General features: G+C 67.1%; 8 protein-coding genes. 2 read left to right on the plus strand and 6 right to left on the minus strand.

The genetic code is table 11. The features are described from left to right. The 4 genes from QHF89_RS04245 to QHF89_RS04260 all read right to left on the minus strand — a co-directional run. A partial coding sequence (locus QHF89_RS04245; protein ID WP_284720039.1) for an amino acid adenylation domain-containing protein occupies positions 1–4012 on the minus strand: 4012 nt, incomplete at its 3' end. 64 nt (positions 4013–4076) lie between these two features. Then, positions 4077–4643 carry a YcjF family protein gene (locus tag QHF89_RS04250; protein ID WP_136935497.1) on the minus strand — a complete coding sequence of 189 codons (567 nt, stop codon included), beginning with the start codon at positions 4641–4643 and terminating at the stop codon, positions 4077–4079. Between the two features lie 11 nt (positions 4644–4654). After that, positions 4655–5404 carry a thioesterase II family protein gene (locus QHF89_RS04255; protein WP_136967381.1) on the minus strand — a complete coding sequence of 250 codons (750 nt, stop codon included), beginning with the start codon at positions 5402–5404 and terminating at the stop codon, positions 4655–4657. 10 nt (positions 5405–5414) lie between these two features. Then, positions 5415–5648 (minus strand): MbtH family protein, encoded by a 234-nt coding sequence (locus QHF89_RS04260; protein WP_136935499.1) that lies wholly within the window; start codon positions 5646–5648, stop codon positions 5415–5417. Between the two features lie 664 nt (positions 5649–6312). Between QHF89_RS04260 and QHF89_RS04265 the strand changes: the two genes are divergently transcribed. Then, positions 6313–8145, plus strand: a complete 1833-nt coding sequence (locus QHF89_RS04265) for a multicopper oxidase family protein (RefSeq protein ID WP_136967380.1) — start codon at positions 6313–6315, stop codon at positions 8143–8145. 11 nt (positions 8146–8156) lie between these two features. Here the strand turns inward: QHF89_RS04265 and QHF89_RS04270 are convergent, their stop codons facing one another. Together QHF89_RS04270 and QHF89_RS04275 are read right to left on the minus strand one after the other, a co-directional pair. Beyond that, positions 8157–9584 (minus strand): FHA and sigma-54 interaction domain-containing protein, encoded by a 1428-nt coding sequence (locus QHF89_RS04270; RefSeq protein ID WP_136967379.1) that lies wholly within the window; start codon positions 9582–9584, stop codon positions 8157–8159. After that, entirely contained in the window at positions 9581–14218 is a 4638-nt protein-coding gene (locus tag QHF89_RS04275) for an nSTAND1 domain-containing NTPase (RefSeq protein ID WP_284720040.1), read from the minus strand. Before QHF89_RS04275 ends, QHF89_RS04270 begins: the two co-directional genes overlap by 4 nt. Positions 14219–14861: 643 nt before the next feature. Here QHF89_RS04275 and QHF89_RS04280 point away from each other — a divergent pair. Then, the gene (locus tag QHF89_RS04280) at positions 14862–17459 is read left to right on the plus strand and encodes a type VI secretion system Vgr family protein (RefSeq protein ID WP_136967377.1); all 2598 of its coding nucleotides are present in this window, start codon (positions 14862–14864) and stop codon (positions 17457–17459) included. Positions 17460–17476: the final 17 nt, after the last annotated feature.

The following is a 17476-nucleotide window of genomic DNA, read 5'->3' on the forward strand; positions in this document are numbered from 1 at the left end:
ACACGCACGCGGCTCCGTTGCACAGCGATATCATCCAGTCGATGATCGCCCCGTCGAACGCCACCGCTGCGCTCTGCAGCACGCGATCGCTCGGATGGATCACGAAATGCTCGCGCTGGAATGCCACACGCGCCGCAAGCCCCCGGTGCTCGTTGACCACAGGCTTGGGTTTGCCCGTGGAGCCGGAAGTGAACACCACGTAATTCGCGTGCTCGGGCCGGACGCCGCTCTCGGGTAGCGTGGCTGGCTGCGACGCCCATTGCCCCGCGTCCACGTCGAGCCGCACCACCGTCACGCCGGATGCCGTGAACCGGTCCTCGATGTGCGCGTGCGTCAGCAGCACCGGCGCCTGCGCTTCGGACAGCAGGAGCGAGAGCCTCTCCGCCGGATACGCTGGATCCAGAGGCACGAACGCGCCGCCAGCCTTCAGGATCCCGACGAGACCCACCACCATGTCGAACGACCGCTCCACGCACAGCGCCACGCGCACCTCGGGCCCGACGCCGAGGGAGCGAAGGTAGTGCGCCAGCCGATTGGCCTGCGCCTCGAATTCACCATAGCTGAGCTGCCGGCCGTCCTGTTCAAGCGCCACCGCCCCAGGCACCTTCGCCGCCTGCTCCGCAATGAGCTCGTGAATGCACCGGGCGGCGGGGTCCACCTTGGGCGTGTCGTTCCACGCAGCGAGCTTCTCCGTTTCCTCTTCGGTCAAGAGGTCCAGATCCGACAAACGTTTGTCCGGGTGCACCGCGGCATCCGTCGCGAGCGCCCGCAAATGGCCGCACAATCGCTCCGCTGCCGTGCGCGAAACACGCCTCGTGTCGTACAGGACCTCCACGACGGCCCCCTCGGCGCCGTGGCGTACGGTCACCGCGAGCGCATTCTTCGCCGTCGTCACGCCTTCCGACACCGCACCGAGCAGCGGTGACCAGCCGGCCGCATCTCCGGTGGTCGGAGGCGTCACCTCGAAGAAGGTGACGTCGAACAGCGGATTCTCGCCGGCCTGCCGTGAGAGCCCCTGATCCTGCACCACGACGTCGAACGGCAGCGCCTGGTGCTCGTACGCGTCGAGCGAGGTCCGCCGCGCACGCGAGAGCAGTTCGGCAAACGTAGGGTCTCCCGAGAGGTCGGTCCGCAGCACGACCGTATTCGTGAAAAACCCGAGCATCGCCTCGGTCCCAGCGACCTGGCGATTCGCGAGGACCGCACCGAGACCGAAATCCGTCTGCCGGCTGTACCGAGCCAGCACAGCCGCGAGAGCCGCATACCATGCCATGAAGGGGGTCGCGCCGCTCTCGCGCGAGAGCGCCTGCATCCGGTGGCTCGTCTCCGGCGACAAATGGAGCGAGACGCCCCCTTCCGGCCCCGAGCCTACGCCCGAGGGAGGAGAAACAATCGACAGGTCGAGCCTCGGTACGCCGGAGAGGGCGTCCTTCCAGTATGCCCGCGACGCCGCGAGCCCGTCGCGGGCGAGCGCCGACCGCTCTGCGCGCGCGTAATCCGAGTAATGGGAGACAAGGGGAGGTAGCGCGGCCATCCCCCCGCGGCGCGATGCCTCGTACAGGGACGAGAGCTCCGCGAGCAAGAGCCCCCAGGACCACTCATCCGTGATGATGTGATGCTGGTGCACGACGACGACATGCCGGTCCGCGGCGGTCTGCACGGCCAGGACCCGCGTCAGCGGGCCACGCTCCAGGTCGAAATGGGTCGCGACCTCTGCGGCGAGCAACGCCTGCAGCGCGGAATCTCGCTCCGCTTCGGGCAGGGACGAGACGTCTTCCACGCGGATCGGAATGGCCACATCGTCCGACACCCGCCGTTTCGGCGTGCCGTCCACATCCGGATACGTTGTGCGAAGGATTTCGTGGCGCAATGCCAGCATGTGGACGCTCTCGTGGAGCGCCGACGCCGAGAACGCAGATGCCACCTCGAATACGTGCGGGATCTGGTACGATCTCGCCTCGGGCGACAATTTCTCCAAAAACCAGATGCGCCGCTCCGTGCCCGACAGGCCCTCATGAGGAGGCTCACCCTCCGCGCGCGGCGAGAGGCGGATTTGCGGCGCAAGCGCCGGTCGCTCCGCCCTGGTGTCCCAGAGTGTCGAAAGCGCTTCGATCGTCGGATGGCGGAATACCGTCGCTACGCCCAGCGCGCCCCCGAGCCGCGCCTCGACGGCCGACACGAGGCGAAAGACAAGAAGCGAATGGCCGCCGAGCTGGAAAAATGAGTCTCTGACGCCGATCGGCCGCACCTGGAGCAACTCTTCCCAGATGGCCACGAGCGCGCGCTCCGTCTCGGTCCGCGGCGCCACGTACGATGTCTCCGCCCCGTCGCGCGTCGCCTCGGGTGCCGGCAGCGCCTTGCGATCCACTTTGCCGCTTGGATTCAGCGGCAGCTCTGTCAGCCGCACGAATGCAGACGGGATCATGTACTCCGGCAGCGTCGCCCCCAGGTGCTCCCGCAATGCGCCTGGCGCCCACGTCTCCTCGGCAGCCACCACGTACGCTACCAACCGCTTGTCGCTCGACGCTTCCTCCCGGGCCACCACCACGCAATCGCGCACCGACGCGTGCGTCACGAGCGCAGCCTCGATTTCACCGAGTTCGATCCGGAATCCTCGGACCTTTACCTGATGGTCGATGCGGCCCAGGAACTCCAGCGCGCCGTCCTCCCTCCAGCGCGCAAGGTCGCCCGTGCGATACATCCGCGCACCCGCCTCGGGCGAGAACGGGTCAGGTATGAATCGCTCCGCCGTCAGCTCGGGGCGATTCAGATAGCCTCGCGCGAGCTGCACCCCCGACAGGTAAAGCTCCCCCGCGACGCCCACGGGCACCGCGCGCAATTCGTCATCGAGCACGTAAGTACGCGTGTTGTCGATCGGACGCCCGATCGGCACCGGCCCCTCCTCCTCCGGCCCGCAGGCGTGGCTCGTCACATCAATGGCCGCCTCGGTCGGACCATACAGATTGTGAAGCTCGCCTTTGCTCCCCGCATACCAGGACACACGCAGGTGCGCCGGCAGCGCCTCGCCGCTCGCGAACACCAATCGCAGCGACGCACGCTCCCGGGGCTCCGTCGCCGCAAGAAACACCCCGAACATCGACGGCACGAAATGCGTCACCGTGACCCCGCGCTCCCCCATCAGCGCAGCTAGATAACGCGGATCCTTGTGACCCTCGGGCGCCGCAATCACCATCCGGGCGCCCTCCAAGAGAGGCCACCACAGCTCCCAGCCCGACACGTCGAATGACAGCGGCGTCTTCTGCAACACCGCGTCGCTCGCCTTCAGCCCGTAAGCGCGCTGCATCCAGCGCAGGCGGTTGTCCACCCCGCGATGCGTGTTGAGCACTCCCTTCGGCCGACCCGTCGAGCCCGACGTGTAAATCACGTACATTGCATGGTCCGGACCTACCTGCACGTCGGGGGACGTGAGCGGTTGCGCCTGCCAAGGGGCCGCGCCCGCATCGAGGTAGACCGTGACAACCTCATGCGCGGGCAACCTGCCCTCCAGGCGCTCCTGCGTCAGCAGCACCGCCGGACGCGCGTCCGCCAGCATAAAGGCCAGCCGGTCCCGCGGATAGCCGGGGTCGAGCGGCACGTACGCGCCGCCCGCCTTCAGAATGCCGAGCAGCCCCACCACCATCTCCAACGAACGCTCGACGCACAGCCCGACACGCACCTCCGGGTCCACGCCCAGCGCGCGCAGGTGGTGCGCCAACTGATTCGAGCGCTCGTCGAGCTCCCGATAGGTCAGCTCCTCCTCGGCGAATACCAAGGCCACCGCGTCGGGCGTCCGCGCCGCCTGCTCCGCGAACAGAACATGAATGCACTTGCACGCGGGATACGCCACCTCCGTGTCGTTCCACGCCGCCAGCAGGCGCAGCTCGTCGGAGGTGAGCAAGGGCAGGCGCCCCATCGGGCGCGCCGGATCGACGTGCCCCTCGTTCCAGCGCGCCCCGAGGTCGCCGCGACGGCCTGCGTCCTGGCTCCGAATGTCTACGCTCTCGTCGTGCATGCTCATCGTATGTCGTGATTGAGTCTCGTGGTATCGATGCGAGCCCGAGGACCGACCAGCAGGCCTACGGCTCCTGCTGCATCTTGGCGACGGTCTCCTTGGCCTTCTCGAGCTCCGATCTGAAATGTGACCGCATGGCATTCGGATCGAAATTGAGGAACGTACCGCCGGTTTCGAAATGCATCATGAATACCTTGCCAAGCGCATACGTGGCCGCACCCGCGACGAGCGGCGTGGAGATGATCCCGAGAGCCGAGCCGACCACGGGCACGAATTTGGCGAGCCCGTATCCGAGGGTGGTCCCCATACCCACGCTCCACGTGCTCGTGATGAGGGAGCCAAGGAGCGTCTTCGCGACGTCACGGGTGAACTTCACCTCATAAAGGTCGGCGAGTTCCTTCAGCATCTTGAGCTGAGTCCCCTTGATGGCAATCAGGTCGACGGCGGGCACAGGGAGGACGCCGGCCACGAGCGTCCAGAGGACATTCCGCCGAATGATCGCCTCCGCGCGGCTGGCGCGCGGTCGCACGTCGTTCGACTCGAGATCCGACTTCACCTCGGCGCCGTCCGCCCTGACCTCGTGCTTGGTGGACGTCTCGGTTCGATCGACCTTCGTAGCCTCGCCTGCCATGATCACGCTCTCTATGCAATGCCCGCGAAAGCCTGCTTGACCACGCGCAGCACAGCCGCCTCTGCGGAATGCAGAAAGAAGTGGTCTCCCTCGAAGATGCGGAGCGCAAACGAACCATTCGTGGATTCGCGCCACCCTTCGAGCTGTGCCGGCTGCACTGTGTCGTCCTTCGCGCCCCCGAGTGCGGTCAGCGGAACATCGAGAGGCTCTGTGGGTACGTGGCGGTAGGACCGGAGGAGCTCGAAGTCCGCCCGGAAAACGGGCAGGATCAGGTCCATGAGCCCCGGCTCGGCCAGGACGCTCGCGGGCGTTCCGCCATAACGTCGGATGCAGGAGAGGATGTACGCGTCGGTCAGCTCACCGGTGGGTGGGTACGAGTCCGGAAACTGCGCCGCGCGGCGGCCGGAGATGAAGAGGTGCATCGGCGCTCGGAGGCCACGTGCGCGCAGCCAATGGCAAAGCGCAAACGCGACGAGCCCGCCCATGCTGTGCCCGAACATCACGAACGGGATGCGGCTCGGGGCGAGGGCCTGCCCGAGCGCCTCCACCAGGGGCTTGAGCGTCGTCATGGGCGCCTCTCGAATTCGCGGCCCTCGGCCTGGGAGCTGCGCGGCGACGAGCTCCACGTCGGGCGGCAGGTGAGCGACCCAGGTCCGGAAGACCATCGCATTCGCTCCTGCGTAGGGGAAGCAAAATAGCCGCGCCCGCGGCAACGCCACGGGCTTTTGCCTCCAGAACCACGCACCCGGGATCGGCTCCATCGTCGGCGACTCAGGCCGATGGCTTGGCCGCAGCCGCAGCCGCGTCCATCTGCTTGCGCAGGCTGAGCGGCCGCATGTCGGTCCAAACCTCCTCGATATACTGGAGGCATTCGGCGCGGTTCCCACGCTTCCCCGCCAGGCGCCAGCCCGCAGGGATCTCCCGGCCGGCGGGCCAGATGGAGTACTGCTCCTCGTGGTTCACGACCACCTCGAAGGTGGTATCTGCGTCGTCGAAGACACTCATCGTGGGTCCTCTTGCTGTCGAAAGGTCGCCTCGAGATGCGCTCATGGGAATCGATCGCCGGCCAGCGTCGCCCAACAGGGCGGTGGCACTGCCGCTGACGGCGAACGTCTCGCCTTCTCGCGCGCTCGGGGTCGCCTTTTGCTATCCAGGTTCTCTGTGGGTAGACGTTACGCCCGCGGCATAGCAAGCGAGGTGCCAGCCCATGGTTCGTCTTCCGAGCCTGGGCGCCTCATCGTTCTTGGAGATGCGACCCACGCTGGCCCGACCGCTGTAACAGGACCTGTAACATGGTCCTGTTACAGGTCCTGTTACAGGTACAGGACGCTCGGCAACGCTCGGCGACGCTCGCCGGGCGCGCAACGCACCTCCCGTGCGACGCACGGATGGCCTGTTCGTTGCAGAGCGCACGCTCGGAGCAGCCACGACGGATTCTCTGCGTATCCCGCGGCTCGCCATCTCCGATAGGTGCCGCGCGTGATACCCATGGTCCCCCGGAGCTTCCTCGGGGCATTGTCGACCATTCGGAGCGCAAACGGCGAACCCACAGGGTGAATTCGTGACGTCCCATTACAAATCTTCATCCGATAAAAATCGTTCTCGCGCCACGCTCACGTTCGATCGGCGCGCTTTTTTGAGTCTGGGCGCCGCGATCAGCGCTGGCCTCTTGCTGCCCGATACCACCGGGTGCAGCTCCGACGACAAGCCGCCGACGCTGCAGCCGACTCCGAGCAGAGAGCTCTTCAATCCAGCCACGGTCCGAGCCAAGGACGGCCTTCTCGATATCGAGATGACCATCACCGAGACCGAGGTGACGGTGGGTACGTATACGTTCATGACCCGCGCGTACACGGGCCTCAAAGTCAATGCAGGAGAGGCGAGCTTCGAGGGAACATATACGGGCACGATCCCAGGCCCGAGCCTCGAGCTTCGCCCCGGTGATCAGCTCAAGCTCAAGCTCATCAACGGCCTTCCGGACGACGACAGCGCCGTGGACCCCCCCGATTGCGGCATGACCACCAGCGGTGGGCATGGCGGGCACGGCCCGGGCATGCAGAACAACACGACCAACTTCCACACGCACGGCCTGCACGTCGATCCCGGGCCGCCCGGAGATGACGTCTTCTTGGAGATTGGTCCCGGCGAAAGCTACGATTTCGTCATCGACATCCCCAAGGACGAGGTCATGCCGGATGGGACGATGGCCGATCATCCGGCCGGGACCTACTGGTATCACCCGCACTTCCACGGAGCGACGGCCATCCAGGTGGGAGGCGGCATGGCTGGGGCCCTCATCATTCGCGATGAAACGAAAGACGACCTCGACAAACTGTTCTCTCCCAAGCCCGAGCAGGGGCAGGGCAAGGAGCAGCTCCTGGTCGTCGGCGAGCTCATGCTCCAGACCAAGGATCCTTGCAATGGCAAGATCCGCCTCGCGACGTACGGTGAAATGGGCCATTCCGGCCCCTTGCCCGAGAACGTCGTGGATTTCTTCCACGTCAACGGCCAGCTCAACCCGATCCTTCGCTTGCACCCGAGTGAGGTGCAGCGCTTCCGGGTCCTTCACACGGGCTTCCGTGCTCCGCTGGATGTCGCCTTCCTCCGCGTACCGGACGACCAGGTGGACGCCGCGACGTCATTGCCGAAGCCCGATTATGATCCGTTCGGCTATTCTTGCGCGAGCAGCGGGGGGCCGCCCATGCTCAACCGGGACGCGTTGCGGGCGAAGTCGGTCACGTACTACCAGGTCGCGACGGACGGGATCACCTACGCTGCGCCCCTGAAGATGCCGATGGCCAATCCCGTTTCGGAGGTCGAGTACGTCATCCCGCCGGGAGGCCGCGCGGACCTGCTCGTCCAATTCGAGCCGGGCACCTACCAGATGGTGGCGCTCGGCTACCTGGACTTCGTCTGCTGGGCGCCGCAGGTCCTTGCCACCGTGATCGTATCGGGGACGCCGGACACGAGCCTCGAGATCCCGCAGGCGCTCACGCCTCCGGCGCTTTACCCGTCCTTCGACGACATGGCGAAGCCTGGCAACCAGATCGACAATAGCCGCCAGCTCGACTTCGCCGTGTCCATCGATGCGCAAGGAACACATTTCACCATCGACGACAGGACGTTCTGCGAGACCCGCATCGATCAATGCATGGCTTTGGGCGCCGTGGAAGAATGGACGCTCAACAACAAGGTGACCCCGTCGGCAGGAGCGTCGATCCATCCCTTCCACATCCACGTCAACTCGTTCCTCGTGACGTCCATCAACGGGAAGAAGCCGGCACAGGCCATCTGGCGCGATACGTTTCTCATCCCCACGGGCGATATGATGGGCGTCGACGGCACCGTCACGTTCCTGTCGCGCTTCCTCCATTTCGAGGGCAAATACGTGCTGCACTGCCACATCCTGGAGCACGAGGATGAAGGCATGATGCAGCTCCTCGAGGTGAAGAAGGACGCGGCATGCGAGCCGTCGATGACCGACACGTGCCCGATGCCGTGAGCCGGCCACGATCATAAGCGATACGCGTCGGCGTCGATCGAGAACCTCTGGATCCAGCGGTGGATCTGGACCCGCGACTTGCCCATGTCGCGCGCGACCCCGCTCACGTTGCCCCTGTGCTTCTCGAGCAGCGCCACGATACGCCCGCGCAGCGCGTCCGGCGCCGTTTCCCTCTCCTCCTCGGGCTCCGGCGCCACGACGCTCTCCTCGCTGGGCGGCGCCAAGGGCCCGAGGCTCCGCTCGACCAGGTGCGCGCGCTCGATGAGCGGCCCGTCCGCGAGCACAGCCGCGACCCCGAGGACCTGCGAGAGCTCCCGGATGTTGAGCGACCATGGCTGCGACAAGAGCCACTTGCCCGCCTGGATGGTGAAACCAAGCTCGCTCGCGCCCGGCACCTTGGAGCGTCGCAGAAGATCGCGGACCAAGATCCCCATGTCCTCGAGCCGCTCCCGCAGTGGCGTGAGCGTGTGCCGATGCCCGGAGAGCCGCGCGAGCAAGTCGACCCGGAGCTCGCCCCGGAGGGCCATCTTGTCGAGCGGCTTGTGCGTCGCCGCGACGACGCGCAGGTCCACCTTGATGGGGTTCGTCCCGCCCACGGGCGCGACCTCGTTCTCCTCGAGCACGCGCAAGAGCGCGGCCTGCGCGGGGAGCGGGAGATCACCGACCTCGTCGAGGAAGAGCGTGCCACCATCCGCCCGGCGCACGTAGCCCGGCTCGTCCCGGACGGCCCCCGTGAACGCGCCCTTGACATGCCCGAAGAGCTGGCTCTCGAGCAGCGACGCCGTGAGCGCCCCGCAATTCACGGCGACGAGCGGCCCTGCCCGCCCCGAGTGGGCGTGGACGTTTCTCGCGAGCACCTCCTTGCCCGTGCCCGACTCGCCGAGGAGGAGCACCGGGATGTGCGCCCGCGCGATACGCGTCAGCGCGTAGAGGTTTTCCGCGAGCGAGGGGACGAGCGTGGAGAGATCCCCGACCTCCGAGGGCGGGAGATCGAGATCCGCGCCGGCGGCAGGCGACGACAACAAGCCCGCGCGGTACCGCAGGATGACGTGGCCGAGCTCGATGAAATCACCGTCCCGCAGCGCCGCCTTCGTGACGCGCTTGTCATTCACATGCGAGCCGTTCCGCGAGCCCATGTCCTCGAACACCCACCCCTCGCCGCTCCGGACGAGGCGCGCGTGGGCCTTCGAGATGGCCCCGTCGGGCAAGCGCAGATCGAGCCGCCGAGCGCCCCCCTCGCGGACGCGCGAGGCGACACGCTCGGGGCCGCGGCCGATGTCGACGACGTCGAGCTCCGAGAGGCAATACCGCGCGCCGCCGAGCGCCGGCTGGTCGCAATGGAGCACGACGAAGAGGAAAGGACGCGCGAGGGCTTGCTCCCTCCGCTCCTCGCGCACGGCGTTCTGGGTCGTACCGAGCGAGATCAACTTCCTCGTCATGGCCGCACCACCCTATCACGAGCCGAAGCGTGACCTGGGTGTCCCTCGGCGGCGCGCGCCTCCGCGACGCGGCGCTCGCACGCTTCCTGGTCCCTCTGGGCCTCGACTTCGGTGACCTGGAGCAGTTCTCTTCGAATCGGCGCGGGAATACAATATGAGGTCGCCCTCCAGAGCCGGGCGTCCGCAGGGCCGGTAAAAGGCTCCACGTCGGGCCATATGCGGGCGACCTTCTCCTCGGAGCCTTGCGCGATGTACCTGCCGTCGGGGCTCCATTCGGCATACCCGGAGATGAATGGAGAGCCGCCGAGCACGAAAGGCTGCCCGGATCCATCCGCATGAAAAATGCGCACCGTCGTGTCCACGGACGCAGTGGCGATGCGTGTGCCGTCGGGGCTCATCGACGCCCATGTAACCCGTTCCCTGTGACCGTGAAGGACCACGGGCTGCCCGGAGCCGTCGGCGCTCCATACGCGCGCGGTCCTGTCGAGGGACGTCGTGAGGATCCGCGCGCCGTCGGGCGACCACGCAGCGAAGGTGACATTCGATTCGTGCCCCTGCAGCAGGAGGGAGCCCGCAGCGTCGCGCACGTCCCAGATTCGCGCGGCGCCGTCCGCGAACGGGGAGAGCACGCGCGAGCCGTCCGGGCTCCATCGCGCGCCCGTGAAGTGGGTGGGCACGAACCTCGCAGGGGGCCCGGCGAGCGCGACGAGCTCGCCCGCCTCGCCCGCGTTCCAGAGATAGATGTCCCCGGTCTCGTACGACGCGAGGATCCGCGCGCCCGTGGGCTCGAACCACACTTGCACCACGCACTCGGATTCCATCGGAACCCTTGTCTCCGCCTGGAGCGTGTAGCCGTCGCTCGACCACACGCGAAGGGCTCCGTCCATGGACGCGGTGAGGATCCGGTCCCCCGAGGCGCTCCAATCGACGCCCCAGACCCCCGTCCGATGGCCGCCGAGGACGATGGGCAAAGAGGGGTCGTCGAGGCGCCATACCCGCGCGGTCCCGTCACGCGAACCCGTGACGAGCCGCGCGCCGTCGGGACTCCACCTCGCGCCGACGATGTCCGCGGCATGGCCGCGCAAGACGAGCGGGCTCCCCTCCCCCTCCGCACGCCACACCCGCGCGGTCCCGTCCCCCGAAGCCGTGACGAGGCGCGCGCCATCGGGGCTCCACGCGAGCACGTTGATGACCTCCGTGTGCCCCTCGAGCACCCTCGGCGCGACGACCTCGTCGAGATCCCAGAACCGAAGCGTCCTGTCGAGCGACGCCGTGAGGAGGGAGCGGCCATCCGGGCTGAAATCCGCCGTATAGATCCAGTGCTTGTGGCCACGCAAGACGAGCGGTTGCCCCGCGCCGTCGGCATTCCAGATGCGCGCGGTCTTGTCCTTCGAGGCCGAAGCAATGCGTTTGCCGTCGCGGCTCCACGCCACACTCATGACCTTGTCCTCGTGGCCGCGCAGCGCGAGGCGCTCGGCGCCCTCGAAGGCGTCCCACACGCGCACCGTAGCGTCCTTGCTCGCGGTGGCGATGCGCTTTCCATCCGGGCTCCAGGTTGCCGCGACAACCTCGTCCGTATGCCCGCGGAGGACCAGCGGCGCGCCCTTGCCGTCCGCGCTCCACACACGCGCGAGCTTATCCACCGAGGTCGTCACGATGCGCTTTCCATCCGGGCTGAACTGGGCGCTCGTGACGCTCGCCTGGTGCTCGAGCAGGGCGATCGGGCTCCCGTCCGTCGCGCGGAACACCCTCGCGGTCCTGTCCATGGACGCCGTGACCACGCGCTGCCCATCCGGGCTCATCAGCGCCGAATTGACCTCGTCCTCGTGACCGCGCAGCACGAGCGGCTCCCCGGCGCCATCCGCGCTCCAGATCCGGGCCGTCTTGTCCCCGGACGCCGTGACGATGCGCTCTCCATCCGGGCTCCACGCGGCGAACCAGACGTGCGCCTCATGGCCGCGCAGCGTGGCGAGCCTCTGGAAATCGCCCACAGCCAGGATGCTCGCCGTCTTGTCCCCGGACGCCGTGACGATGCGCGCGCCATCCGGGCTGATGGTCGCCGCGTAGACCGGCAAACCCCCGTGGAGGCCCGAAACCTCGTCCCGCGCGACGCCGGAGCAGAGCGCGTCGCTCACGATCTCGGCCCACTCCTTGGGGATGTCCTCGGGCTCGACCTCCCGCGCGAGCGCGAGGACCAGCGTGGGATCGTCGATCCGCCTGCGCGCGGCGAGCATCCGCGTGGCATTGCGGCCCCGCAGCGCCTGGAGCGCGAGCTCGCCGTTCTGCTCCGTGACACGCGCGGCCTCGGCGTCCGCGCGCCGGGCCTGGGCCTGGGCGCGCATGGCCAGGAAAAACACGAGGACCGACACGGTGCCGAGAACCACGAATGCCCCGGCGATCGAGCGCTGTCGCCTCCGCCGCGCCCGCTCCTGGAGGTCGATCACGGCGAGGAGGTACCGCTCTTCCGCGCGGCCGAGCGGCAAACCGCGCTCCGCCTCGGGGTTCGCGCGCCTTCGCTCATACCACGTCCGCGCGTCCTCGGCGGCGCGGTCCCGCCACAACAAGCCGGACGCCTCTCCGCCGGCCTGCCATTGCGAGGCGGCGGCGCGCAGCCGAGCCATGAATTGGGCGTCCGCCGTGCTCTCGTCGAGCCACCCCGCGAGCCTCGGCCAGCGCTCGATGAGCGACTCGTGGACGAGCTCCACCGTCACCGCGCCCGGAAGGCCGCCGACTTCGAGGAGCAAGAGCCGCGCGCCGCAGAGATGCTGGACGAGCGCCTCCACGGCGGCGGGCTCTTCGGCGAGGGAGGCGAACTCGGACATGCTCACGATCGCGCGCGTCCGCTCGGGCGTGACCAGGCGCAAGAAGACGGCCTGGCAGAGGCGCTGGCTCGGCCATGCGAGCGCCCCGAAGACCGCATCGGCGTGCGTGGAGAGCGATCCGACCACCCCGCCGAGCCGCTCGTAGCTCGCTCGCGTCAAGGCCTTCGCCTCCCGATCACGCGCCTCCCATAGCTCCGCGGCTGCGAATTGCAGGAGCGGGAGCGGGGTCTTGGTGCGCGACAGCTCGTCCAGAATATCGGCGCTCATCGCCTCGTCCTCGAAACGATGCCCGGCCGCCTCCACAGGACGGAGCAAGACCTCCCGCAAGGCTTCGCGCCTCATGGGCGGCAGGAGAAAGAGCCCCTGGGTGACCTCGGCCAGGAAAGGGGGATCCTCGGCGACGCGGTCGAGAAAATCCGAGCGAATGGCCATGATGACCCGCAGCGGCGACGAGGCGTCGTCCGCCGAGCCGAGGAGGCATTGAAGGAACGCGGATCGCTCCCCCGGATCGGAGACCAGGGTATAAAGCTCCTCGAATTGATCGACGAAGACGAGCGCGCGGCTCTCTGGGCCCCGCGCGCGGCAATGGGCGCGCAGGCGAGCGCCGAACAGCCCGGGCGCGGCGCGAAGATCGCCGAGGGCCGCGGGGGGCTCGTCCGACGTGCTCTTGGCGAGCACCTCTGCGAGCGCCTCGCCGAGCGCTGCCATCGGGGCGCGGCCCGGGCGCAGGACGAGGACGTCCCAATCCTCGCCGGAGTGCTTCAAGGCCGGAATCACGCCCGCGCGGAGAAACGACGATTTGCCAGCGCCGGACGGGCCCACGACGGTGACGAGCCGCTGCCGACGGAGCCGCCCCACGACGGCCACGACCTCCCGCTCGCGGCCGAAAAAGCGGCCCGCGTCCGCCTCCTGGTATGCCGAGAGCCCCGCGAACGGCAGCTCGCCCTCGGCGAACGTGATAGGTTTTCCCCCTTCACGCAAGGGCGTGAGCGCGGCGAGCATTTCGTCGGCCGAGGCGAACCGCTCCGCCTTTTGCTTGCGCAGGCTTCGCTCCACGACGTCCGAGAGCGCGGCGAGATCGGGCAGGACGTCCCGGAGCCTGGGCATGGGCGCGGAGAGGTCGGCGACGCTCTCGAGCCGCTCCATCGTGATCGGCGCGAGCGGATGCGCGCCTGCGAGCAGCTCGTACAGAATCATGCCGACGGCCCAGAGATCGGCGCGCACGTCGACCTTCTCGCCGAGCCATTGCTCTGGCGCCATGTACGCGAGCGTGCCGCCGTCACCCGGGTACAGGCCATCGCTTGGCCTCGCCAGCCCGAAATCCAGCACTTTGACCCCCCCAGCGTCGAGGATCATGATGTTTTCGGGCTTGAGGTCGCGATGCACGACGTCGCACGCGTGCGCGGCGACGAGCGCACGAAGGACCGACATCACGATGTCGAGCGCGAGGCCCCGCGGGAGCACGCGGCTCGGTCCTCCGGCGCCCGAGGACAGGAGATCCCGCAGCGTGCGGCCCTCGAGGTATTCGAGGACCATGTATGGATGCCCGTCGGTCTCGTCCACGTCGTGGATGACCACGATATTCTCGTGCCTGCAACGCGCCGTCGCGCGCGCCTCGGCGAGCAAGCGTGAGGGCGCCTGTCCGCTGTCCTGGAGGAGCTTGATGGCGACGAGGCGCGCGAGCTTGATGTCCCGCGCGAGCAACACGACCCCCATGCCGCCTTCGCCGAGCTTGCGGATGATCTCGTAGTGCTTGAGGAAGCCGTCGAGCGGAAGGGAGGCCTCGGGGAGCGCGCCTCGCACGCCGGACATGGGGGACGGCGAAACAGCCTGTGACAAGCGTCCTGTCCGCTCGTGACGAGCGAAGTCCGCGGTGACGCTCGCATCCGGCGGCAGACGGGCGCTGAGCCTTCGCTCCTCAGGACACTTCATGTGGCACCGCCTCGGCGAACATGACCACGGATCGCATCGGTCGAGCTAGCCGGAACGGCGTCGCGCGCAAGGCGTTCGTCGCACCCCTCCTCGTTGCCCACGTCGGCGTGATCGCTCAGCGTCGGCTATCATGCCCTTTGAAGGGGTTCAGCGGGCGATCGCTCATCGACGTGGCGCCACGCATCGTACCCCCGACCACGGTGCCGCCGCAAACGGCATTACAAAAAAGCGGCCGGGACGAACCCTATCGCGAAAAGCGGCGCGTTCGAGGTGACCCAATGAACCTCCTGGGTGCATTTGACATACTTGGCGCCCACCACAGCCCTCGGCTCACGTCGGCGGAGTCGCGGATACGCAATGCATACGGTCGTGTGATGCTGGAGCAGCCTCCTAACCTCCAGCCCGCACGCGGCGAGCGATCCCACACAAAAAAACGGTCGACGCTTCGACAAGGCTTCCCTTGGTCAGGCTTGACAGGTTAGCATGCGCACCGTCGAAGCTCGCTGTTCGGAGGGTGGTGGAGATGTCGTTCGTCAAGACGTCGAAAGAGGAGGCTGTGCAAGCCGCGGGAGAAGCGACGCTCGAAGGCGCGGTCGGCGCTGCCACGGCGAAGGCCTCCGGCAAAGGCAGAGAGCTCATCCGGGGCGCGACGTACGGCATCGCGGAGGAGCTGCCGATCTTCGAGGAGAAAGCGATCACCTCGAACATCGCCAAGCAGGCCGTCAGCGCATTCGTCGGCGGCGCGGCGGCCATCGCGGGAAAGCTCGTCGGCACCAACAACTGCGAGCTCGAGCTTGCCTCCAAGGATCACCTCGACGTGCGGCAATTCGAGGTGCGCGAGCGGATTTCGTCGCTCTTCCAGATCACGATCACCGCGCTCTCGAAGAACCCGAGCATCGACTTCGACGAGGTCGTGGGGCAACCCGCGCGCTTCGCGCTCGCCACGGGCGCGTCGACGCGCGAGTGGACGGGCCTCTGCAACCACATCGAGCTCGTGCGCGTCGCGCCGGACGGCGTGTCGACGTATCAAATCTCGGTGGTGCCGACCTTGTGGCTGCTCACGCAGCGCAGGAATTACCGCATGTTCCAGCAGATCTCCGAGCCGGACATCGTGCTCCAGATCCTCGCCGAGTGGAACATCGCGCCGAAGAAGCAATACGACGCGGGGGTCTACAAGAAACGCAAGTACCGCGTGCAATACGCGGAGAGCGATTTCTCGTTCATCAACCGGATGCTCGAGGACGCAGGCATCGCGTATTATCTCGAGCAGACCGACGAGGGCACGAAGCTCGTGCTCTCGGACGCGGCGCACACGAACCCCGCGCGCGAGGGAGCGCTCACGTTCGCGGATGACACGTCGAGCGTGCGAGACGTCGGGATCAAGTTCGTGACGGCGGTGCGCATGTCGCAGCAAGTGAAACCCGGCAAGGTCACGCTGCGGGATCACGATTATCGAAGGCCGCCGAGCTACAAGCTCTCGGCGAGCGCTTCGGGCGGCAGCGATGTCGAGGAGAAGCTCGAGCGATACCACTACGTGCCGGGTGCGTTCCTCTTTGGCGCGGATCAAGGCGAGTCGACGCCGGTCGCGGACGACAAAGGCAAGGCGCGAACGGATGAAAAGGAAGCCGCGATCCTGGCGCAAAAGCGCCTGGACGCGCACCGGGGCAGCGCGCGGGTTTGCACGTTCGAGACGAATGCGCACGACCTCGCGCCCGGCGTGGTGATGAGCTTCGAGGGGCATCCGCACGCAGCGATGGGCGATGGCAAACCGCTGCTCGTGATCGAATCGTCCTTGCGGGGCACGGATCAAGGCGAGTGGACGCACCGCTGCGCGGCGCGGGGGACGGATGTCCCTTTCCGGCCGGATCAAGAAACGCCGCGGCCGACGGTCCATGGCGTGGAGAGCGCGACAGTCGTGGGTCCTGCGGGCGAGGAGATCCACACCGACGAATTCGGCCGTGTTCGGGTCCATTTTCATTGGGATCGCGAGAGCAAGATGGACGACAAAAGCTCCTGCTGGATCCACGTGAGCCAGCCCTGGGGCGGCGCGGGATATGGCGGTTCGAGCTTGCCTCGCGTCGGACAAGAGGTCCTGGTCGATTTCTTGGGCGGCGACCCGGATCGCCCCGTCATCGTCGGCCGTGTTTATACGGGGCTGCAAAAGACGCCGTACAAGCTGCCGGAGAACAAGACGCAGAGCGGATGGAAGAGCAATTCGACGGGCGGAGGCGGTGGTTACAACGAGCTGATGTTCGAGGACGCCGCGGGCCGAGAGCTCCTGCGCATGCAGGCCGAGAAGGATTTGAACAAGCTCGTCAAGAATGACGAGAGCGTCAACATCGGCAACGACCGGACGAAGAGCATCGGTCACGACGATACGCTCACGGTGGGCAACGATCGGTCACGGCAGGTGGGGAACAACGAGTCCGTCACGATCGGCGTGAACCAGTCGGTCACGATCGGCTCGAATCACACGACGACGGTGGGCGGGGACCAAAAGAATACGGTCACGGGCAGCCAATTCAACACCGTGCTCGGCCAGCCGAAGCAGGGCGGCTTCAACGGCAGCCACACCGATATCACGGGTCATTACAAGATGACGGCGTCCGATACTTCGTTCATGAGCGCGCCGAACAAGATCACGCTCGAATGCCAGGGCAGCTCGATCACGCTGGAGCCTGGCAAGATCACGATCAAGGCGGGCGGCAATGCCGAGATCGTGCTCGACGCGAACGCGCTGATGAAGTCGAGCGCGGGCACGGAGGTCTTCCTCGACGCGAACGCGAAGGTGCATTCCTCGGGCAACAGCGAGGTCTTCCTCGACACGAACGCGAAGATGCATTCCTCGGGCAACAGCCAGGTTTTCCTCGACGCGAACGCGCTGCTTCAAGCGAGCGGCGGCGGTCAAACGTTGTGTGACGCGAACATCTCGAGCACCGGCAAGGTGGCGACCCTTGCGTCCACAGACGGCGCAGGCGCAGAGTTCACGGCGGACGCGACGATCGGCGGCACGAACGTGAACATTGCGGGCGGCGCGAAGGTCGCCATCGCGGCCCCGGCGATCAACTCGTCGGCGGCAGGGACGAACGAGATCACGGGTGGCGTGGTGAAGATCAACTGATCCGATGCGCGCCGCGA

This window comes from Polyangium sorediatum (assembly GCF_029946465.1).
In the GTDB taxonomy this organism is placed as follows: Bacteria; Myxococcota_A; Polyangia; order Polyangiales; family Polyangiaceae; genus Polyangium; species Polyangium fumosum.